Source organism: Bradyrhizobium sp. JR3.5 (assembly GCF_054057015.1).
Window position 1 is genome coordinate 3,597,956 of sequence record NZ_JBSRYV010000002.1, and the last position, 19,564, is coordinate 3,617,519.

Genomic DNA, 19,564 nt, shown 5'->3' on the forward strand with positions numbered 1-19,564 from the left:
TGCTGACCAATCCTGATCAACTTCACGAACGCGCCATCAATGCGAGCGGCATGATATAATTGCCGTCGCGCATGCAGGAGCGATCGATACGGCGGCGCGAGGTCTTCAACTCTCCTCGTCAGCCGCACGTCCGCGCGATCTCGCTTTGCGAGCCCGCAACGTTCGTCGATACGTCGATCAATCGGTGCGCTCATCGCGCTTGCCGCCAGCAAGCTTGAAGCACAAGCGCGTCCCGAGATCGCCAAATCTCTAGTCATCGACAAGGGAGACCAAATCATGAAGATCGTTGTGATCGGCGGCACCGGACTGATCGGCTCCAGGACCGTTGCCATTCTGCGTCAACGCGGCCACGACGTTGTCGCCGCTTCGCCCAAGAGCGGCGTCAACACCATCACCGGCGAGGGGCTCAAGGAGGCACTGGCCGGCGCGGCTGTCGTGATCGACCTGGCCAACTCGCCATCATTCGAGGACAAGGCGGTGATGGCGTTCTTCGAGACTTCCGGACGCAACCTTCTGGCGGCGGAGGCGCCGGCCGGCGTCAAGCACCATGTCGCGCTCTCGATCGTCGGAACCGACCGCACGCCCGAGAACGGATACTTCCGCGCCAAGGTCGCCCAGGAAAAACTCATCGAGGCGTCCGGCATCCCCTACACCATCATCCGCGCGACGCAGTTCATGGAATTCGTCGGAGCCATCGCCGATGCGGGTGCAGTTGGAAACACCGTCAGGCTCTCGCCCGGCCTGTTTCAGCCGATCGCGGCGGAGGATGTGTCCGCCCTTGTGGCCGATGTGGTGCTCGAGCCGCCGCGCAACGGCATCGTCGAGATTGCCGGACCGGAACGCGCGCCATTCAACGAAATTGTCGCCCGCTACCTGAAGACAATCGGCGACCCGCGTCAGGTGGTGCGAGACCCAGACGCGCTCTACTGGGGCGGCCGGGTCGAGGAGCACTCGCTGGTGCCGTTGGGCGAGGCGCGCCTCGGCCGCATCGATCTGAACGAATGGCTGCGCCGCTCGCGACCGGCGGCCTGACGGTGGCAGCTACTTGAGCCACACCAGCAGCGGGACGGGCGCGCGGCCCTCGCAGGACAGCGTGCCCTCGTAATTGTGCGTCTTGCGGGCACTGTAGGTGCAGGGCGCGCCGTCCAGCACGAGTTCGGCCGTCACCCGCGAATCCGCACCCGTGAATTGCAGCCGGATCTCTCCTGCGCGTTCCTCGGGTCCATCCTGGGCGCAGATTCCGACATGCTTCATCTTCAGCGGTCCGGAGAACTGCTTGCGCGCATCCGGTCCGCTTTCGGTGAGATGCCCGGTCAGCTCCCATTCGCCGAGCACGCCGGCCTGGCCGAGGATCTCCATCGCACCGAGCGGCGGCACGTGGCAAAGACAGAGCGCAACGGCGCCGAGCAGCGCCGCACCACCGTTGCGCCATGTCATCCGCGGCATCACAGCTTGCTTCCGGTTGTCTGGCGCAATTCGATCAGCTCCGGCCTCGACAGATCCGCATCCGCAGTGAGCCGGGCGATGTGATCAGCACATTCCCGGGTCTTGGCCTGATCGCCGGCCGCCCTGGCGCTCTTGATCATCCCGACATAGGCCGCGAGCCGGTTGGGCTCCTTCTTGAGCACCGCCTCATAGGCCGCAAGCGCGTCGGCGGCCTTGCCGCGATCGAGCAGCATGGCGGCGTAGAGCTCGCGCGCCGGCGCGAGCGGTCCCGGGGTGACGGGATGCTTCTCGGTCTTGTCTTCCGCCCCCGCGGCGGCATTCATCGCGCCGAGCGCCTCGTCGTATTTGCCTTCGGCGTACAGCACCCAGGCGCTCGCGATCTGCTGCTGGATGTCGACGATGTTGGACCAATAGGCATCCTTGGCGTCTTTCAGCTTGTCGCGCAGCTCGGCGAGCTTGGCGACATCGGCCTTGGCGGCCGCCGGATCACCGGAGCGCGCGGCACCGACCGCCCGCGCGAAATAGGTGATGGCGTCCGCATAGGCGTACTTGGTCGGACGGACCTGAAGCGCGGCAGCTTCCTTCCAGTCGCCGCGCTCGAACACATAGCGAGCCTGGCTTGCCGCCACCGCGTAAGGACCGGCGAACCGATCCTGCTTGAACTCGAGCTTGCCGAGCTCGTCGACCACCGCGCGCGCCTCCTTGTCTTGCCCCAGCTGGAGATAGGCATAGACCAGATAGTCCATCGCGTGCGCCTGATCCTGCTGTTCGCCGTCTTCCTTGGCGATGCGCGCGGATTCCTTGTTCGAAGCGATCGACTCCTTCCAGTAGCCGACGCGCGTGAAGATGTGCGACGGCATGTGCTGTGCATGCGGCGCGCGTTCGGCGATCTTGGCATAGCGCATCGCCGCGGGGAGACCCTTCTCCGCGAGCGCCGGATAGTCGTAGAGATGGATCAGATAGTGGGCGATGCCGGGGTGCTCGGGCTGGCGCTTGAAGATCGGCTCGAGCAGCGCCGCGCCCTTCAGCTGGTTGGCATAGGTCTTGTCGGTAGGGGATGCCGCGACGTTGAGCGTGATCGCATAGGCGATCTGGGCCTCGTCATCGTCGGCATAGTGCGTCGCGACCTGCTCTTCGGCCGCGAGGAATCTCTGCACGCGGGTGCGGTGATCGACCTTGTCATAGTCGACATACATCGCGGCGATCGCGTCGATGTATTCCCGCTCGCGCGGGGTGTTCGCACCCAGCGCCTGGCCTTTCTTCACGGCTTCGAGGCCGAGCGGAAGGTTCTCCGGCGGCGGCGGCCCGTGTGGATTGTAGAGATAGCTGAGGGCGATCCCCCAATAGGCGATGGCGCATTGCGGGTCGGCCTCGAGCACCTCCTCGAAGGTGCGTCGCGATGCGCTGTACCAGAACGAATGCTGATACAGCATGGCGCGATCGAACGCCTCCTGCGCTTCCGGTTTGCAGGACGTCGCAAAATGGACTTTGCCCAATCGTTGTTCAGTAGAATCCGAGGCGGCAGGCTGCGAAATGGTCGCGGCAACCAGGCCAACGACCACAGCGAGGGGAAACCGTGTCATGGGACCCGCTCCGTGGCGTTGAATGAAAGGCGTATGATAACACCGTTCCCGCGCCGCCGGAACAGGAGGTGCGCCTCCGGTCTAGCTGTCCAGCTCGATCCCTAACGCCTTGATCTTCCGGTACAACGTCGCGCGGCTGAGCCCGAGCGCCTTGGCAGCGTCCGTCACTCTTCCGTCATTGGTGCGCAATGCCTCGACGATCGCGGTACGCTCGGTCGCCGCATGATCGGCCCCCACGTTGCGCGTGCCGACCGGCGGCAGGTCGAGATCGGCCTCGGTGATGACGCCGCCCTCGGCGGTGGCGCCTGCGAGCCGCAGCACGTGGCGGAGTTGGCGCATGTTGCCGGGGAACGGATAGGCGATCAACTGTGCCCAGGCATCGGCCGAGATGCGGCAGTGCGGCGCTTCCTCGTCGGCGATCTGCGTGATGATGTCCCTGCGGTCGGCGCGTTCGCGCAAGGCGGGCAGCCGGATCTCCATGCCGCGCAGCCGGTAATACAGATCGGAGCGGAAGCTGCCGTCCTCGGCCATCCGCGCGAGGTCGCGATGGGTCGCACTGATCAGGCGAATGTCGACGGCGACCGGCTTCAGCGCGCCGAGCGGCCAGACCTCGCGATTTTCCAGCACGCGGAGCAGCCGCGTTTGCAGCGACAGCGGCATGTCGCCGATCTCGTCGAGGAACAGCGTGCCGCCAGAGGCCTGCACGATCAGCCCCTTCGATCCCTCGCGCCGCGCGCCGGTGAAGGCGCCGGCCTCGTAGCCGAACAGCTCGGCATCGATCAGGCTCTCCGGCATCGCCGCGCAGTTCAGCGCGACATAGTTGCGGCCGGCGCGATTGCTCGCCGCATGGATGGCGCGCGCGAACACGTCCTTGCCGGCGCCGGTCTCGCCCCGCAGCAGGATCGGCAGATCGAGATTGCCGACCGTCATCAGCCGCTTCACGCCCTTGATCAGCACGGGATCGCGCCCCGCCAGCCGGTGCAGGCCGGAAAACTGTCCGGCAGGCGCCTCGCGCGACGGTGCCGGCAGCGGGCGGGAGACACGCGCGCGCACCGGCGGCGCCACGCGGCCACGGCCCCATGGCGTGCCGTCGGCCCGGCGCAGCGTGACCGGTTCGTCCGCGGAACGCGCCGCGCGATCGTCCAGTTGAATCAGGCGCGACAGGTCGATGCCGTCATCGATCATCGCGTCCGTCAGCCCGAACTCGCCGCGCGCGGTGCGACAGGCGCCGACGACGCGGCGGTCGTCGTCATAGGCGAGCATGCCGTGCCCGTCGCCGGGCAGCGTCGCGATCCAGGAGGCGCGGTAGCGCCGGCGGAAGAACGACTGCTCGATCCGCCGCGTCGCCTCCGCGGTGACGGCGAGCGCCAGTTCATGCGCGCTACGGCCGAGATCGTTGCGGCAGGAGGAGATGTTGACGGCGCCGGCCAGCCGGCCGGCATGGTCGAACAGCGGCGACACCGCGCAGGTGAACATGTGCCACTGCTCGCGGAAATGCTCGTCGCCATGCACGATGATCGGCCGCTGCTCGGCGAGCGCGGTGCCGAGCCCGTTGGTGCCCTCGAAGGTCTCGGCGAAGTTCGAGCCGGTGTAGATCTTCCACTCCAGGAACATCCGCGCGTAGTCGCCCCCGGGCAGGCGGCTCACCAGCATCGTGGCGTTTGGATCGGCGAGGTTGACGCAGTAGCCGGAGTCGTGGAGCACGCGGGCAAGGTCCTCGAGCTCCGGGATCGCGACCTGGATCAAATCCTCCATCGGTTCGGCGATGTGCCGGACCTCGGCTTCGGTCAGGGTCTGCGGCGGCCCGCGCCGGGCCGGATCGAGGTTGTGATTGACCACGCAGCGCCGCCAGGACGCAGCAATCCGCGCCTCGGTGTCGACGCCGGCCACCTGATTGGCCGCCGATAAAACACGGGCGACGTGATTCGAGGCCGAAAGATTGGCCATCCAGAGGTCTCCACCCCTAATTTTCCGCGAAGTCTGGCACCCCGACAGCGAATGTCAATTGGCCGACGGGGTCGCGGGGAAGGGAGGTTGGGTGGACGTGGGGATCGTCGGGTGGATTAGCGAAGCGCAATCCGCCGGTCCGCGTGCGGTTCTGGCGAAGATCGTTCAGGCTGCACGGTGAGTAGAGGCGCACGGCTCTAACCTCCCCTTGAAAAGGGAAGGTCGCTTTGCTCGGCAGAGCAAAGCGGGTGGGGATCTGCTCTCTCCGCATAGAGCGTCGCCTGTGGCTGACCCCCATCCCGACCTTCCCCCTTTCAGGGGGAAGGAGAAGGCGGGGGGCATGGAGCCCGGGTGGAGGCCTGGCTGCGTAGCCCGCATGAGCGAAGCGACATGCGGGAGCTTGCGCCGTGCCGGCCCCGCATATCGCTCGTGCGAACTACGGAGCTACTTGACCTCACCCGCCGTGAGCAGCACGAACGAACGCCCGGCCACCTTGCAGGTGCTGTCGAACCCAAACGGCGCGCCCGCCGGTTTCTCCGGCGCGCTGGTATCCACGAGCAGCGACCACTGCGGCCTCGCGGACGTCGCCGGCAGCTTGAAGTCGACCTCGCCCTCATAGCTGTTGAGGATCACGAGCACGGTGTCGTCTTCACCCTTGCGCGCGATGGCGGTCTTACGGGCGCGGCCGTCGAGCACGACGCCGAAGCATTTGATCCAGCCGGTGGTCCAGTCGGCCTGCGTCATCTCCACGCCCGAGCTGTTGATCCAGACCACGTCGCGGATCTCAAGCTGGGAATCGCGATCGCCGGAAAGGAAGCGGCTGCGGCGCAGGATCGGATAATCGCGCCGCAGCTTGATCATCCGCTTGGTGAAGGCGAGCAGTTTGTTGGCGTCGTCGGAAAAATTCCAATCGAACCAGGAGATGTCGTTGTCCTGGCAATAGGCATTGTTGTTGCCGCGCTGGGTGCGGCCGAACTCGTCGCCGCCGAGCAGCATCGGCGTGCCCTGCGAGGCCAGCAGGGTCGCCAGCATGTTGCGCTTCTGGCGTTCGCGCAAAGTGCGGATCTCGGGGTTGTCGGTCGGACCCTCGGCGCCGCAATTCCAGGAATGGTTGTCGGACGAGCCGTCGTTGTTGTGCTCGCCGTTGGCCTCGTTGTGCTTGCTGTTGTAGCTCGCCCAGTCGTTCAGCGTGAAACCGTCATGCGCGGTGATGAAGTTGACGCTGGCCCAGGTGCGGCGCCCCTCGCGGTTGAACACGTCGTGCGAGCCGAGCAGCCGAGGCGCCAGCGCGCCGGGCCCAGCCTCGCCGCGCCAGAAATCGCGCACGGTGTTGCGGTACTTGTCGTTCCATTCCGCCCAGCCCGGCGGAAAGCCGCCGACCTGGTAGCCGCCGGGGCCGCAGTCCCAGGGCTCGGCGATCAGCTTGACGGTCGCGAGCAGCGGGTCCTGGTTGACAGCCTTGAGAAATCCGGACTGCTCGTCGAAGCCATAGACCTCGCGCGCCAGGATGGTGCCGAGATCGAAGCGGAAGCCGTCGACATGCATGTGGCCGGCCCAGTAGCGCAGGCTGTCCATCACCAGCTGGATCACGCGGGGATGCGACAGGTTCACCGTGTTGCCGGTGCCGGTGTCGTTGATGTAGTAGCGCCTCTTGTCGGGCAGCAGCCGGTAATAGCTCGCATTGTCGATGCCCTTGAACGACAGCGTCGGGCCGCGTTCATTGCCTTCGGCGGTGTGGTTGTAGACGACATCCAGAATGACTTCGAGGCCGGCGCCATGCAGCCGCGACACCATCTCCTTGAATTCGCGCAGGCTGTTCGGCACATCGGCGGCGTAGCGGGGGTCCGGCGCGAAGAAGCCGATCGTGTTGTAGCCCCAATAATTGGTGAGGTGCTTGTCCAGCAGGTTGCTGTCGTTGATGAAGGAATGCACCGGCAACAGCTCGACTGAGGTGATGCCGAGCGCCTTCAGATGATCGATCGCCGCGTCCGCGCCGAAGCCGGCATAGGTGCCGCGCAGGTTTTCAGGGATGCCCGGATGCTGCCTGGTGAAACCCTTGACATGGGTCTCGTAGACGACGGTCTCGTCCCAGTGCACGTCCTGCCGCTGCGCCTCCTGGACCCAGTCGAAATTGGGATCGACCACCACGCATTTCGGCATGAACGGCGCGCTGTCGCGCTCGTCGAAGGTCAAATCGTCACCCGTTTCCATCTTGTAGCCGAACACCGCCGGATTCCAGCTGAGGCTGCCGGCATGGGCACAGGCATAGGGATCGAGCAGCAGCTTGTTCGGATTGAACCTGTGGCCGCCATCCGGCTGGTAGGGGCCGTAGACGCGATAGCCGTAGAACGTGGCGGGCTGCACGCCGTTGATGAAGCCGTGAAACACTTGGTCGGTATATTCGGGCAGCTCGAAGCGGTGGGTCTCGCGCTCACCGTCGAACAGGCAGACCTCGACCTTGGTGGCATTGGCGGAAAACACCGCGAAGTTGGTGCCGTGGCCGCTCCAATGGGCGCCGAGCGGATAGGGCAGCCCTTCCTCGATCACGAAATCGGACATCGGTCCCCCAAGGCTTGCGACAAAGCCATCCTGGAACTGGCAAATCAACCTGCAACAAACGCCGCCGCGCGGAAAACGTTGCATTGGCTAGTTTAGCGGCAGTTGTCATGGATCGTGTGACGCAAGGGCAGGCCGAGGGCGGCATGTCGCGGCGTTCTCGTACGCCGCGGCCTTTCGGCTCAAGCACAGAATCTCTGGAATACTGGATCACTCGCATGCGCGGGTGACGACACCGCGCTGTTCGACATCTTGAATTGCGTCTCATCCTCAACGTCGTCCTGGCGAAAGCCAGGACCCATTACCCCAAATCTCAATTGTTGCGTAACGCTGAGGCCACAGCTCGCTCTCACATCACGACTCTGTGGTCATGGGTCCCTGCTTTCGCAGGGACGACGGGCGCTTACATCAGCTGCATCCCCTTGAAGCTCGTGTGCCCGTTCTTGCCGACGATGATGTGATCATGCACGGCGATGCCGAGCGGCTTGGCGATGTCGACGATCGCCTTGGTCATCTGGATGTCGGCCTGCGACGGCGTCGGGTCGCCGGAGGGATGATTGTGCACCAGGATCAGCGCGGTCGCAGACAGTTCGAGCGCGCGCTTGATCACCTCGCGGGGGTAGACCGGGGTGTGATCGACGGTGCCGGTCTGCTGCACCTCGTCGGCGATCAGCTGGTTGCGCTTGTCGAGGAACAGCAGGCGGAACTGCTCCTTGTCGGCGAACGCCATGCTGGTGCGGCAATAGTCGATGACGTCGTTCCAGGACGACAGCGCGATGCTGCGCTTGATCTCGCCCTTGGCGATCCGGCCCGCTGCCGCGGCGAGCAGCTTGAGCTGATTGATCGAGGCATCCTTGACACCGTCGACCTCGCGCAGCCGCGCCACCGGCGCATGCACAACCTCGGCGAAGGAGCCGAACTTCTTCAACAGCGCCTTGGCCAAGGGCTTGGTGTCGCGGCGCGGGATCGCGGCGAACAGCGCCATCTCCAAGAGCTCATAGTCGGTCAGCGCGTCCGGCCCGGCGGCGTAGAAGCGCTCGCGCAGCCGTTCGCGATGGCCGTGATAATGCGGCGTCTCGTCGGTGTCGTCGTTGCTGGTGTCGGGTTTGGCGGGCATCGGCCACAACCATGCCGTGCCTGCCGCGTTTTGCAAGGGGCGATGCAATGTCCCGGTTTGCCACGATGCGACGGGCGAATTACCGTCGGCTGCAACGTTCAGGATCGAAAAGAGGGAGGGCGGTATGACATCATTCAAGGTGATCCGCTCGCGCGCAGAGAAGCGCAAGGGCGGGCCGAAGGCGCTCGAGAAACTGCTGCGGCCGCCGGCGGGCGCCAAGGCGCTGGCAAAGCTCGGCGACGACCGCGTGCTGGCCGAAATGACCAGGCGCGTGTTCTGCGCGGGCTTCGCCTGGAGCGTGATCGACGCCAAATGGCCCGGCTTCGAGGACGCCTTTCTCGGCTTCCAGCCCGCCAAGCTTGCATTCAAGCCGGACGAATATTGGGAGAAGCTGACTGGTGACACCAGGATCGTGCGCAACGGCGCCAAGATCATGTCGGTGCGCGACAATGGCCGCTTCGTGCAGGAGATCGCGCGCGAGCACGGCAGTTTCGGCAAGTTCCTCGCGGCCTGGCCGCCGTCGAACGAGATCGGGCTGCTCGATCTGCTGACCAAGCGCGGCAGCCGGCTCGGCGGCAACACCGGGCAGATGCTGCTGCGCTTCCTCGGCTGGGACGGTTTCGTCACCTCGCGCGACGTCGTCGCTTGCCTGCGCGATGCCGGCCTCGATATCGCCGAGGAGGTCAAGTCGAAGCGCGATCTCGCCAAGGTGCAGGCGCTGTTCAACGCCTGGGCGGAGGAGACCGGGCTGTCCTATCTGCATCTGTCGCGGATCTGCGCGATGTCGATCGGCGAGAACCACACGCCCGAAGAGATCGAGAGGCGTACGCGGAGCGATTATTGATCGCGCCGCCGCTTACACCTGAGCCCACGGCTTCTCGTCATGGCGCTCGGACAGCGTGAAGATCTCCACGCCGTCGGCGGTGACGCCGACCGAGTGCTCGAACTGCGCCGACAGCGAGCGGTCGCGGGTCACCGCGGTCCAGCCGTCGGACAGGATCTTCACATGCGGCTTGCCGAGATTGATCATCGGCTCGATGGTGAAGAACATGCCGGGCTTCAGCGGAGCGCCTTCGCCGGGGCGACCGATATGAATGATGTTCGGCTCGTCGTGGAACAGGCGGCCGAGGCCGTGGCCGCAGAAGTCGCGCACCACGCTCATGCCCTGCGGTTCGACGAAGCTCTGGATGGCATGGCCGATATCGCCGGTGGTGGCGCCGGGCTTGACGGCGGCAATGCCGCGCATCATCGCCTCATAGGTCACCTCGATCAGCCGCTCGGCCTTCCGCGCGATGGCGCCGATCGCATACATGCGGCTGGAATCGCCGTACCAGCCGTCGACGATAAAGGTGACGTCGACATTGACGATGTCGCCTTCCTTCAGCGGCCGGTCGCCCGGCATGCCGTGGCAGACCACGTGATTGATCGAGGTGCAGGTCGAGTAGCGATAGCCGCGATACATCAACGTCGCCGGATAGGCGCCGTGGTCGAAGGCGAACTTGCGGACGAAGTCGTCGATCACGGAGGTCGGGACGCCGGGCTTGACGATGTCGGTGAGTGCGTCGAGGCATTTCGACACCAGGGCGCCGGCCTTGCGCATGCCGGCAAAGCCGCTCGGTCCGTGCAGCTTGATCTGGCCGGTCTTGCGAAGCGAGGTGTCGGTGGCGTCGATATAGCTCATGGTCGGGATGTTTCTGCGGGCAGGGGGCTGATTTCAGGCCCTAATTTAATGATCGGCGCGCCCGGCGCAAGCCAAGGTTGGGCATGGGGACAATGCTCAAACGGCTTGATTTTCCGGCCAAATCCGAACAGCAGCCGCCGTCACCCCAAAAAAGGTCCCTCTGAAGCGCCATAAAGCAGATGAGTTTTGTTTGAATCGGCTTGGTGCGGTCTTGGTTCACCTCTCCCAAGGGAGAGGTGAACGTCCGACGCCGTTCCAGCTCTGCTTGATCTCTCCAGGCTTTAGCTGGAGACCTCGACCGCGCTCTCTACCGGCAGCGCGCCGCCGCGGATCCGGAGTTCCCGCACCGGGTAGGGCACCTTGATGCCCTGCTGCTTGAAGGCATCCCACAGCGACAGCATGACGTCGCTCTTCACATTGTCCATGCCGTCCGGGTCGGCGATCCAGAAGGTCAGCGAGAACTTCATGCCGAGCTCGGCGAATTCGGTCAGGATGCAGTTCGGCGGCTTGCCTTTGAGCGCGCGGGCGTGGGCCGTAGCGGTATCGATCGCGAGCTTGCAGACCAGCCTCGGATCGGCGTCGTAATTGGCGGCGAAAGCGATCTTCACCAGTGTGTTCTTGTCGGTGTAGGTCCAGTTGGTGACCTTCTGCGTCACCAGGTCCTCGTTCGGGATCAGGAATTCGCGGCCGTCGCCGGCGGCGACGGAAATGTAGCGGGTCTTCATCGCGCTGATTCGGCCCTGGCTGTCGCCGATGGTGACGAGGTCGCCCGGCTTCACCGACTTGTCGACCAGCAGGATGATGCCCGAGATGAAGTTGGCGACGATCTTCTGCAGGCCGAAACCGATGCCGACGCCGACGGCGCCGGAAAGCACCGCCAGCGCCGACAGGTTGATCCCGACGGCGCTCAAGGCAATGGCGACCGCGACCACCATCAGGCCGATGCGAATGATCTTGACCAGCAACACCTGAATCGACGGGGTCAGGTCGGTCGAGCGGGTGATCTGGCCGTCGATGAAATTGCTGGCGATATTGCTCAGCCACAGCGCCAGGATCAGCACCGCGCCGGCCTTGATCAGCAGCAGCGGGCTCAGCCGCAGGCCGCCCACAACGACCGCGAACGAATCGAGCGTATCGGCCGCCCAGTCGAGCTGGCCGATGATGCTGAGGGCGGCGACCACCCAGGCCGCGACCGAGACCAGTTTGACGATGAAGGCGTTGTCGATCACCGAGGTCACGAGGCGGATCACGAGCCAGGCCAGCGCCAGCTTGGCGGAGACCGCGATCAGATAGCTGCGGCTCGGCCAGGTCGCGTGCCACATCACGATGCGCGAGATCACCATCAGGATCGCGAACACGGCGGTGGAGGCGCTCGTCACCATTACCCGAGCGAAGTGCCGGAGCGGCAACGGCCAGCGGCTCACCAGCGACGACATGTTGACCCGCGCATGAATGGCGGTATCGGCGGCGTAGGCGAGGCCCGCGGCGGCGAGGATGATGCCGAACTGCAGATAGAACCAGGGCGAGGCGATCTCGGCGCCGACCGAGCGCGCTGCCATTTGGATCGATTCCAGGACGTCCTTCCAGCTCATGTCCATCGGCAAAGTCTCAACTCGAGGCGCGGGTCAGGCAAATGTGATTCGAAGATGCAGGGAGATTCCCACAAAGGCGCGTGCGCGACCATCGATACACCACAGTGTCGGGGCGAGTTAGAGCGTTTTCGAGCGAAGTGGTCACCGGTTCGCGTGAAGAAAACGCGTCAAAACGAGAATCGAGAGCCCCGTTCCGATTTATCGGAACGGAAAAGGCTCTTGGGGCTGATGGGAGCGGGCACATTGCCGCTTAGGACAGAAATCGGTTGGCGTCCCAGTGTGGCGACGATAAGGATGCAATTGCAAGTATTTGAGACCTCCGAAGGCGCATGGCATCCCTCGACTCCGTCAGTATAGCGATCCTGCTCGGTGCGGTGCTGGTGATGGCCGGCATCCTGTCCAGCCTGCTGGCGCTGCGGTTCGGCGCCCCCTTGCTGCTGGTGTTCTTGCTGGTCGGCATGCTGGCGGGCGATTCCGGCCCGGGCCGACTGCAGTTCGACGACGTCCGCACCACCTATCTGGTCGGCTCGGTGGCGCTGGCGCTGATCCTGTTCGACGGAGGACTGAAGACGCGGTTTGCCAGCATCCGCACGGTGTTGGCGCCCTCGATGATGCTGGCGACCGCCGGCGTGCTGCTCACCGCGCTGATCACGGCGCCGGTCGCCCGCTATGTGCTCGACCTGAACTGGACCGAGTCGCTTCTGGTCGGCGCCGTCGTGGCCTCGACCGACGCCGCGGCGGTGTTCCTCCTGGTGCACACCCAGGGCCTGCGCCTGCGGCCGCGCGTCGGCGCGACGCTGGAGGCGGAGTCCGGCACCAACGACCCCTTCGCGATCTTCCTCACTTTGATGCTGGTCGAGTTCATCTCGGTCGGCCAGAGCTCGGCCTCGCACATCGCGCTGGAGTTCATCCAGGAGGCCGTGCTCGGCGCCATCATCGGGGTGATCGGCGGCCGGCTGGTGGTGATCGCGCTGAATCGCGTCGCGCTGCCGCAGGGCCTGCATGCGCCGTTCGTCACGACGGCGGCGCTGGTGATCTTCGGCGGCTCGCAGATCGTGCATGCCTCGGGATTTCTCGCGGTCTATCTCGCCGGTATCATCATCGGCAACCGGCCGACCCGCGCGCACAATTCGGTGGTGACGTTCCTCGATGCCGCGACCTGGCTGGCGCAGATCGTGATGTTCGTGCTGCTCGGCCTTCTGGTCTCGCCGCATCGCCTGCTCTCCAGCGCTGGCGGCGCGGTGCTGGTGGCATTCGCGCTGATGCTGGTGGCGCGTCCGCTGGCGGTGCTGATCTGCCTCGCGCCGTTCAAGTTCAACTGGCGGGAAAAGATCTTCATCGCCTGGACCGGGCTGCGCGGCGCGGTCGCGATCTTCCTGGCCTCGATCCCGATGCTGGTCGGCCTGTCGAAGGCCTATCTCTATTTCGACGTCGCCTTCGTCGTGGTCATCATCTCGCTGCTGCTGCAGGGCTGGACGCTGGCGCCGGCGGCGCGGCGGCTGCACGTCGCGCTGCCGCGCGCCGAACGCGGCCCGCGCCGCGTCGAACTGGACCTGCCCGGCCAGCTCGAGCAGCAGCTGGTCGGTTATCCGGTGCGGCCGAAGAGCCTGTATTTCCGCCGCGGGCTGATCCCGTCCTGGTCGAAGCCGACGCTGGTGATCCGCGACGAGCGGATCCTGACGCCTGTCGAGGCCGATCCGGTCGCGCCCGGCGACTACATCTACCTGCTGGCGCCGCCGGAGCGCGCCGAGGCACTCGATCGCTTCTTTGTCGACATGGCGCCGTCGAGCGCGCCCGATCCGCATCTGCTCGGCGACTTCATGGTGTCGGGCGAGCATACGCTCGGTGAGCTCGCCGAGATCTACGGCGTCAAGGTCGACGAGCACCAGGCCAAGCTGACGCTGGCGGATTATTTCGACATCAATCTCGACCGCGCGCCGAAGGAAGGCGCCGAGCTTGCGCTCGACGAGATCGTGCTGGTGGCGCGCAGCATCAGCGGCGGCCGCGTCAATGTCGTCGGTCTGCGCCTGCCGGAGGAAGACGAAGAGGTCGCACCGCAGACGCGGATGCAGACCGTCCGGCGCAAGCTCGCCGATATCTGGGCGTCGGTCGCCGGCGTGTGAGCCGCGCCGTCACTGCTTGCGCAGGAAGCTCGAATCCGGGGCGAACTTCTTGATCATGTCGGACAGGCCGTCCTCCGCCGGCGGGCCCTTGGACGCAGCGTCCGGCTTCGGCTCGTCCTTGAACTTCTGGCCGGAAATCTCGGCCAGCGCTGCGAGCAGCGTCTCGTCGAGATGATCGGCCGCCGTCTTCACGGGCGGTGTCTTCGCAGGTGGCGTGTTGGCGGGCGGAGGCGCAACGGGCTTCGGCGGGGCGACGGCGCGGATCTCGGGCTCGCGCTGCGTCGGCGTTGGCTCTGCCACCGGCTTGAATGTGTCCGCCCGTCTGGCGGCGGCCTCGCTGACGGCGGCGATCAACGATGCTTCGAGGTCGGCGGGCGTCTCGGTCGGGACCGGTGGCGGTGCCGCTGGCATTGGCGGCGGCTCGGCAGGCCTCGCGGCCCGGGGTGCGCGACCGAACAGCGGTTCTCGCTGGCTCGCCGTCGACGGCCGGGTGTCGGTGGCCTTGCCAGGCTCCTTGCCCGGCTCCCTGGCAGGCTTGAAGAGACCCGCGCGTTCGGCGGCGATCCTGGCGGAAGCCTCCTCGACCGTGGTGAGCAGGGACGCTTCCAGCGCATCGGCGGGATTGCTCGGCGAAGTCGCCGGCTTGGCGGCCGGAGCGGCCACCTGCTTTGGCTCCGGCCGGGGCGGCGGCAGCGGCGGTGGCCGCGACGCTTCGACCGGTGCGGGCGGCGGGGCCGGCTGGCCGTCGCGGGCGCGCGCGATGATGCCGTCGACGATCGCGCCCAGGCGGCTCTTGTCGGGCGCGGCGAGATAGCTGGCCGCGAGCTCATCGACATATTGCGGGCCGTAATCGGCCAGCACCTTGGCAAGCTGGGCGAGATCAGGATCGCTCTCGACCAGCCGGCGCCAGGTCTGCCGGTCATAGGGCGCGTCCGCCTTGTTGTCGGGCCAGGCCACCCGGCGCGGCTGGCGTTGCGGTCCGGTGTCCTGGCCGGTGTCTTGGCCAGTGTCTTGGCCGGTGACCGGGTCGAGGGTCGGCGGCTGTAGCCCGGCACTGAGGCGTGGTGGGGTAAATCCCTCAGCCGCGGCCGGCACGGCGTCATCACCGAGGCGTCGGCGGCGCTCGGCGACCTGCAGCGAGATCAGGCCGATGCCCATCAGCAGGAAGCCGAGCGCGGCCCACGAAATCGTGGCGCACAGCAGCCCGCCGATCAGCAGCAATACCCAGCCAGTCAGTCGCAAAGTGCACCTTTCCCCATGCCCGATCGGATGTCCCGATCGGGGCCTAGCAGACAAGATGGGCTATCTTATGCCGACTTTCGGAAAAACGGCCAGCTACGCGCCGCCCGTCAACACCTTAACACCGCCGAACGCGGTGACCTGGCCGCGGCGCAGCATCACGATCTGGGTGGCGAGCTGGCGAAGCTCGGCCGCGTCGTGGCTGACATAGACCATCGGGACGCCGGCCTCGTCGCGCAGCCGCACCAGATAGGGCAGGATCTCGAGCTTGCGGCTCTCGTCGAGCGCGCCCAGCGGCTCATCCAGCAGCAACAGCCGCGGCTTGGACAAGAGGGCGCGGCCGAGCGCGACGCGCTGGCGCTCGCCGCCGGAGAGCTTTCCGGGGCGCCGGTCGAGCAGGGCGCCGATGTCGAGCAGGTCGACGACACGCTTGTGTTGTGCAGGATCCTCCGCAAGCCCGTTCATGCGGCGGCCGTAATCGAGGTTCTGCCTGATATCGAGATGCGGAAACAGCCGGGCGTCCTGGAAGACGTAGCCAATGCGCCGACGCCAGGTCGGGACATGGATGCCGGCTGCGGTGTCGTCGACCGTCTCGCCGTCGATCACGATGGTGCCGCGATCAGGACGAACCAGCCCGGCGATCATGTTGATCAGCGACGTCTTGCCGGCGCCGGACGCGCCGAACAGGCCGGTGACGCGGCCCTCGCTGGTGAACGATGCCGCCAGCGAGAACTCTCCGAGCTGCTTGGTGATGTCGACGCGCAGCATCGCTATTGTCCGTGCAGGCGGGCGGTGGCGCGGCGCGCGAACACTTCGGCTGCGACCAGCGCGCCAACCGCGAGCACGATCGAGATGATCACGAGCCGCGCTGCGGCCGCGTCGCCGTCTGGCGTCTGGATCAACGAGTAGATCGCCGATGAAATGGTCTGGGTCTCGCCAGGGATGTTGGAGACGAAGGTGATGGTCGCGCCGAACTCGCCGATCGCCTTGGCAAAGCCGAGCACCATGCCGGCCAGCACGCCCGGCAGCGCGAGCGGCAGCGTCACCGTTGCGAACACCCGCCAGGGCGCGGCGCCGAGCGTCTCGGCGGCCTGCTCGAGGCGGCGGTCGACCGCCTCGATCGAAAGCCGGATCGGGCGCACCAGAAGCGGAAACGACATCACGCCGCAGGCGAGCGCAGCGCCGGTCCAGCGGAACGCGAACACGATGCCGAGATGATCGGCCAGCCAGCCGCCGACCAGTCCGCGCTTGCCGAAGGTCAGCAGCAGCAGATAGCCGGTGACGACGGGCGGCAGCACCAGCGGCAGATGCACGGCGGCATCAAGCAGCGATTTGCCCCAGAAATCGCGCCGCGCCAGCAGCCAGGCGAGCGCTACCCCGAACGGGGTCGCCACCAGCGTTGCGATGACGGCGACCCGCAGCGACAGCAGGATCGCCGTCCATTCGGTCGGCGAGATATCGAACACGTGCTTACGTCGTCGGGCTAATCAGGAACTTGAAGCCGTACTTCTCGAGGATCGTCTTCGCCGCCGACGAGCGCAGGAAGGCAAGATACTCAGCGGTCTCGGGCTTGGCGGTCGTGGTCGCCGCAACCGGGTAGATGATCGCGGGATGGGTGTCGGCCGGGAAGGTGCCGATGATCTTGACGCCCGGCTCGACCTTGGCGTCGGTCGAATACACGATGCCGAGCACGGCTTCGCCGCGCGCCACCAGCGTCAATGCCGCGCGCACGCTCTCGGCCATCGCGAATTTGGGCTCCGCCGCCTGCCAGGCGCCGAGCTTCTCCAGCGCAGCCTTGGCGTATTTGCCGACCGGCACCGCCTTGACGTCGCCGGTGGCGATCTTGCCGTCGCCGGCGAGCTTGGCGAGATCGAAGCCGGGTCCGATGCTGACATCGCCGATCATGGAATCCTTCGGCGCGATCAGCACGATCGAGTTGCCGAGCAGGTTCACCCGGGTCGGCTCATTGATGTTCTTCTGCTTGATCGCGTAGTCCATCCAGTCGGTGTCGGCGGAGACGAACACGTCGGCCGGCGCGCCCTGCTCGATCTGTCTTGCCAATGCCGAGCTCGCGGCATAGCTGGCGCCGATCTTGACGCCGGTCTTGGCGGTGTAGGCCGCATCGATCTCGTCAAGCGCGTTCTTCATCGAGGCGGCGGCAAAGACGGTGAGCGTCTTGTCTTCGGCGCTCGCGGGCGAATGGATCGCGCCGAGCAGGATGACAAAGGCAGTGAAAAGTCCGGCAAGTCGTGACATGGAAGCGCTCCGTGCGAGCTCGCGCGCAAACGGGCGCGCGCGAATCAGGCGTTGGGTGGGTTCTGGGCGCGACGGACGGAAGCGCTGTTCCGCGGGTCCCCGAAGGACTTACGGTCCTCGGGGATATCGCACTGCAAACATAGCAGGCTGGGATTTACGGTAAAGGCGACCGTTTGTCTAACCGGTCGTGCTATTCGTCCGACGGCTGGATTGCGATCGACAGCGAGTTCTCTTTTGAGCCGCTGACCTGCAGCACGAAGGGGCTCGCAGTGAGGTCATATTTCATGGTCTTGCGGATTCCGTCGCAATCGGTCGCGCCGCTGAAGGCCTTCGGCTTCAGGAAATGCCCGTCCTGCACCAGGTCGACCCAGGCCCCGTCCGACAGGCTGACGGTGTAGAGCCCGGCCTTCGGTGCGGCCTTGAAGCTGGGTGAAGCCGGAGAACGTGCCGTCCTTCGGTGCGCGCTCCGGCGGGCTCGGCAGTTTGGCCTCGCCGGGCGCGACCAGCGCCAGCGTGATGGCGGTCGGCGGCAGTGCGGCCTGTTCGCTGCCCGAGGCAAGCTTGGCGCGATCGGGCGCGGTGAGCGCGGCGCGTGCGCGGTCGATCGACCATTTGAACTTGTCGCAGCCGCTCGGCTCTTCCGCCGCGAAGGCGGGAACTGAGGCAAGCAGGAGCGATGCGGCGAGGAGCGATTTGCGCATGACTGGTCCAATGCAATTGTGACGGATGAAAGAGATCAGCGGCCCCGATTCATCGCTCGAACGCGCTTACGGCACGACGACGCGAGAACATAACGCAGTTCGAGCCGGCCGGAAAAGCTGCCTGACGAAGATGTTATTGCTCTGAATATTACTGCTTGGCGTCGGCTGCGTTCAGCACCGTCTTGCAGGCCGCCGGCATCTGCGCCAGCGTCATCGGCGGGCGCGGTTTCGGCGGCTTCGGCGGAGGCTTCGGATGCAGCACCGAGTCCTTGAACCAGAAGGCGAGATCGGACGGCTTGCAGCCCTCGCCCTCCGACTGCGGCTTCTGCCCCTCGCATGCCGGGCTGCCGGACGGACACCGCATGCGGATGTGGAAGTGGTAGTCGTGGCCCCACCACGGCCGGATCTTTGACAGCCAGCTGCGGTCGCCCTTGGCCTCGCGGCACAGCGCTTTCTTGATCGCCGGGTTGACGAAGATGCGCTGCACGGCAGGCTCGCGCGCCGCGTCGCGGAGGACCAGCACATGGGCCGGCGTGAACACGCGCGGATCGATATCGAGCCGGTCGTCGCGCACCATCATCACCGCCGACATCTCCTCGCGGTCCTCGCGCGACAATTTGCGATCGGGCATCGGCGTCAGCCAGATATCGGCGTCGAGCCCGATCTGGTGGCTGGTATGACCGGAGAGCGCGGGGCCGCCGCGCGGCTGGCCGATATCGCCGACCAGGATGCCGGGCCAGCCAGCGTCCTTGTGCGCGTTGGCCGCCAGCCGCTTCAACAGCGCGATCATGGCGGGATGACCCCAATAGCGGTTGCGCGACAGGCGCATCACCTGCCAGGTGTCGCCGTTGAGCGGCATCTGCGCGGCGCCGGCGAGACAGCCCTTGGTGTAGCCGCCGATCGATTGGGTCGGCAGCGCCGCCGGCAACACCTTGCGCGCGAACAGCTGCTTCGCCCCGATCTTTGGATCGCTGGGGTTAGCGAGCGGCGGTAATGGCTGCGGATTGAGCGAGCCCTTGTCCTGCGCACGTGCGGAGATGGTGCAGGCGAGGAGGGCGGAGATCAGGAGCGGGATCAGACGCAGGCGGGATGTCATTCGGATCACTCTGTCTGCGCAAGGCTAACATGGATTCGAGGCAGGCCAACCGCGCTTTCATCCCATTTGCTTGATCGCCCACAAGGCGGATCAAGATGACCTGCGGCTTCCCGGCTCGCATGTGAGCTACGCCACTTTACAACCGCGCAGCTCGCGACATCATGCGCGCATAATTTCAGGGCAGGCGTTATTGTGACGAGCGTATGTTGCGTACGGCTGGTATATGC

15 protein-coding genes and 1 pseudogene are annotated in these 19,564 nt (G+C 65.8%); 3 read left to right on the forward strand and 13 right to left on the reverse strand.

Going from position 1 to position 19,564, the window contains the following annotated elements; translation table 11 throughout:
* Nucleotides 1-276: 276 nt before the first annotated feature.
* Entirely contained in the window at nt 277-1,032 is a 756-nt protein-coding gene (locus ACVWW1_RS34095) for an SDR family oxidoreductase (RefSeq protein WP_456658904.1), read from the forward strand.
* A gap of 9 nt (nt 1,033-1,041) precedes the next feature.
* On the opposite strand, the gene ACVWW1_RS34100 is transcribed toward ACVWW1_RS34095, so the two are convergent.
* The 5 genes from ACVWW1_RS34100 to radC all read right to left on the reverse strand — a co-directional run bounded on the left by ACVWW1_RS34100 (nt 1,042) and on the right by radC (nt 8,649).
* Nucleotides 1,042-1,446 (reverse strand): hypothetical protein, encoded by a 405-nt coding sequence (locus ACVWW1_RS34100; protein WP_456658905.1) that lies wholly within the window; start codon nt 1,444-1,446, stop codon nt 1,042-1,044.
* Nucleotides 1,446-3,029 (reverse strand): hypothetical protein, encoded by a 1,584-nt coding sequence (locus ACVWW1_RS34105; protein WP_456658906.1) that lies wholly within the window; start codon nt 3,027-3,029, stop codon nt 1,446-1,448. The genes ACVWW1_RS34100 and ACVWW1_RS34105 overlap by 1 nt, the downstream gene beginning before the upstream one ends.
* 81 nt (nt 3,030-3,110) lie before the next feature.
* Nucleotides 3,111-4,976, reverse strand: coding sequence for a sigma-54-dependent Fis family transcriptional regulator (locus ACVWW1_RS34110; RefSeq protein WP_456658907.1), 1,866 nt, complete (start codon nt 4,974-4,976; stop codon nt 3,111-3,113).
* Nucleotides 4,977-5,420: 444 nt separating this feature from the next.
* Nucleotides 5,421-7,535, reverse strand: a complete 2,115-nt coding sequence (glgX, locus tag ACVWW1_RS34115) for a glycogen debranching protein GlgX (RefSeq protein WP_456658908.1) — start codon at nt 7,533-7,535, stop codon at nt 5,421-5,423.
* Between the two features lie 400 nt (nt 7,536-7,935).
* Nucleotides 7,936-8,649 carry a RadC family protein gene (gene radC / locus ACVWW1_RS34120; protein WP_456658909.1) on the reverse strand — a complete coding sequence of 238 codons (714 nt, stop codon included), beginning with the start codon at nt 8,647-8,649 and terminating at the stop codon, nt 7,936-7,938.
* A 124-nt stretch (nt 8,650-8,773) separates the two neighbouring features.
* On the opposite strand from radC, the gene ACVWW1_RS34125 reads away from it, so the two are divergent.
* A complete protein-coding gene (locus ACVWW1_RS34125; protein WP_456658910.1) occupies nt 8,774-9,493 on the forward strand; it encodes a DNA-3-methyladenine glycosylase I in 720 nt (239 codons plus the stop codon).
* A gap of 12 nt (nt 9,494-9,505) precedes the next feature.
* Here ACVWW1_RS34125 and map read toward each other — a convergent pair whose 3' ends face one another.
* Both map and ACVWW1_RS34135 read right to left on the reverse strand, forming a co-directional pair.
* Nucleotides 9,506-10,330 carry a type I methionyl aminopeptidase gene (gene map / locus ACVWW1_RS34130; RefSeq protein ID WP_456658911.1) on the reverse strand — a complete coding sequence of 275 codons (825 nt, stop codon included), beginning with the start codon at nt 10,328-10,330 and terminating at the stop codon, nt 9,506-9,508.
* 281 nt (nt 10,331-10,611) lie between these two features.
* The gene (locus tag ACVWW1_RS34135) at nt 10,612-11,928 is read right to left on the reverse strand and encodes a mechanosensitive ion channel family protein (RefSeq protein WP_456658912.1); all 1,317 of its coding nucleotides are present in this window, start codon (nt 11,926-11,928) and stop codon (nt 10,612-10,614) included.
* Between the two features lie 323 nt (nt 11,929-12,251).
* Here ACVWW1_RS34135 and ACVWW1_RS34140 point away from each other — a divergent pair, with 323 nt between their 5' ends.
* Nucleotides 12,252-14,045, forward strand: a complete 1,794-nt coding sequence (locus ACVWW1_RS34140) for a potassium/proton antiporter (RefSeq protein ID WP_456658913.1) — start codon at nt 12,252-12,254, stop codon at nt 14,043-14,045.
* Nucleotides 14,046-14,054: 9 nt separating this feature from the next.
* On the opposite strand, the gene ACVWW1_RS34145 is transcribed toward ACVWW1_RS34140, so the two are convergent.
* From ACVWW1_RS34145 to mepA, 6 genes and pseudogenes are all read right to left on the reverse strand, one after another.
* On the reverse strand, nt 14,055-15,287 hold the full coding sequence (locus ACVWW1_RS34145) for a hypothetical protein (RefSeq protein ID WP_456658914.1): 1,233 nt from the start codon (nt 15,285-15,287) through the stop codon (nt 14,055-14,057).
* A gap of 93 nt (nt 15,288-15,380) precedes the next feature.
* The gene (modC, locus tag ACVWW1_RS34150; RefSeq protein WP_207833623.1) at nt 15,381-16,052 is read right to left on the reverse strand and encodes a molybdenum ABC transporter ATP-binding protein; all 672 of its coding nucleotides are present in this window, start codon (nt 16,050-16,052) and stop codon (nt 15,381-15,383) included.
* Nucleotides 16,053-16,054: 2 nt separating this feature from the next.
* Entirely contained in the window at nt 16,055-16,750 is a 696-nt protein-coding gene (gene modB, locus ACVWW1_RS34155; RefSeq protein WP_456658915.1) for a molybdate ABC transporter permease subunit, read from the reverse strand.
* A gap of 4 nt (nt 16,751-16,754) precedes the next feature.
* Nucleotides 16,755-17,540, reverse strand: coding sequence for a molybdate ABC transporter substrate-binding protein (gene modA, locus ACVWW1_RS34160; RefSeq protein ID WP_456658916.1), 786 nt, complete (start codon nt 17,538-17,540; stop codon nt 16,755-16,757).
* Nucleotides 17,541-17,730: 190 nt separating this feature from the next.
* A pseudogene (locus ACVWW1_RS34165) lies at nt 17,731-18,241 on the reverse strand (hypothetical protein).
* Nucleotides 18,242-18,389: 148 nt separating this feature from the next.
* Nucleotides 18,390-19,337: a penicillin-insensitive murein endopeptidase gene (gene mepA / locus ACVWW1_RS34170; protein WP_456658917.1), complete on the reverse strand. Its 948-nt coding sequence runs from the start codon at nt 19,335-19,337 to the stop codon at nt 18,390-18,392.
* Nucleotides 19,338-19,564: the final 227 nt, after the last annotated feature.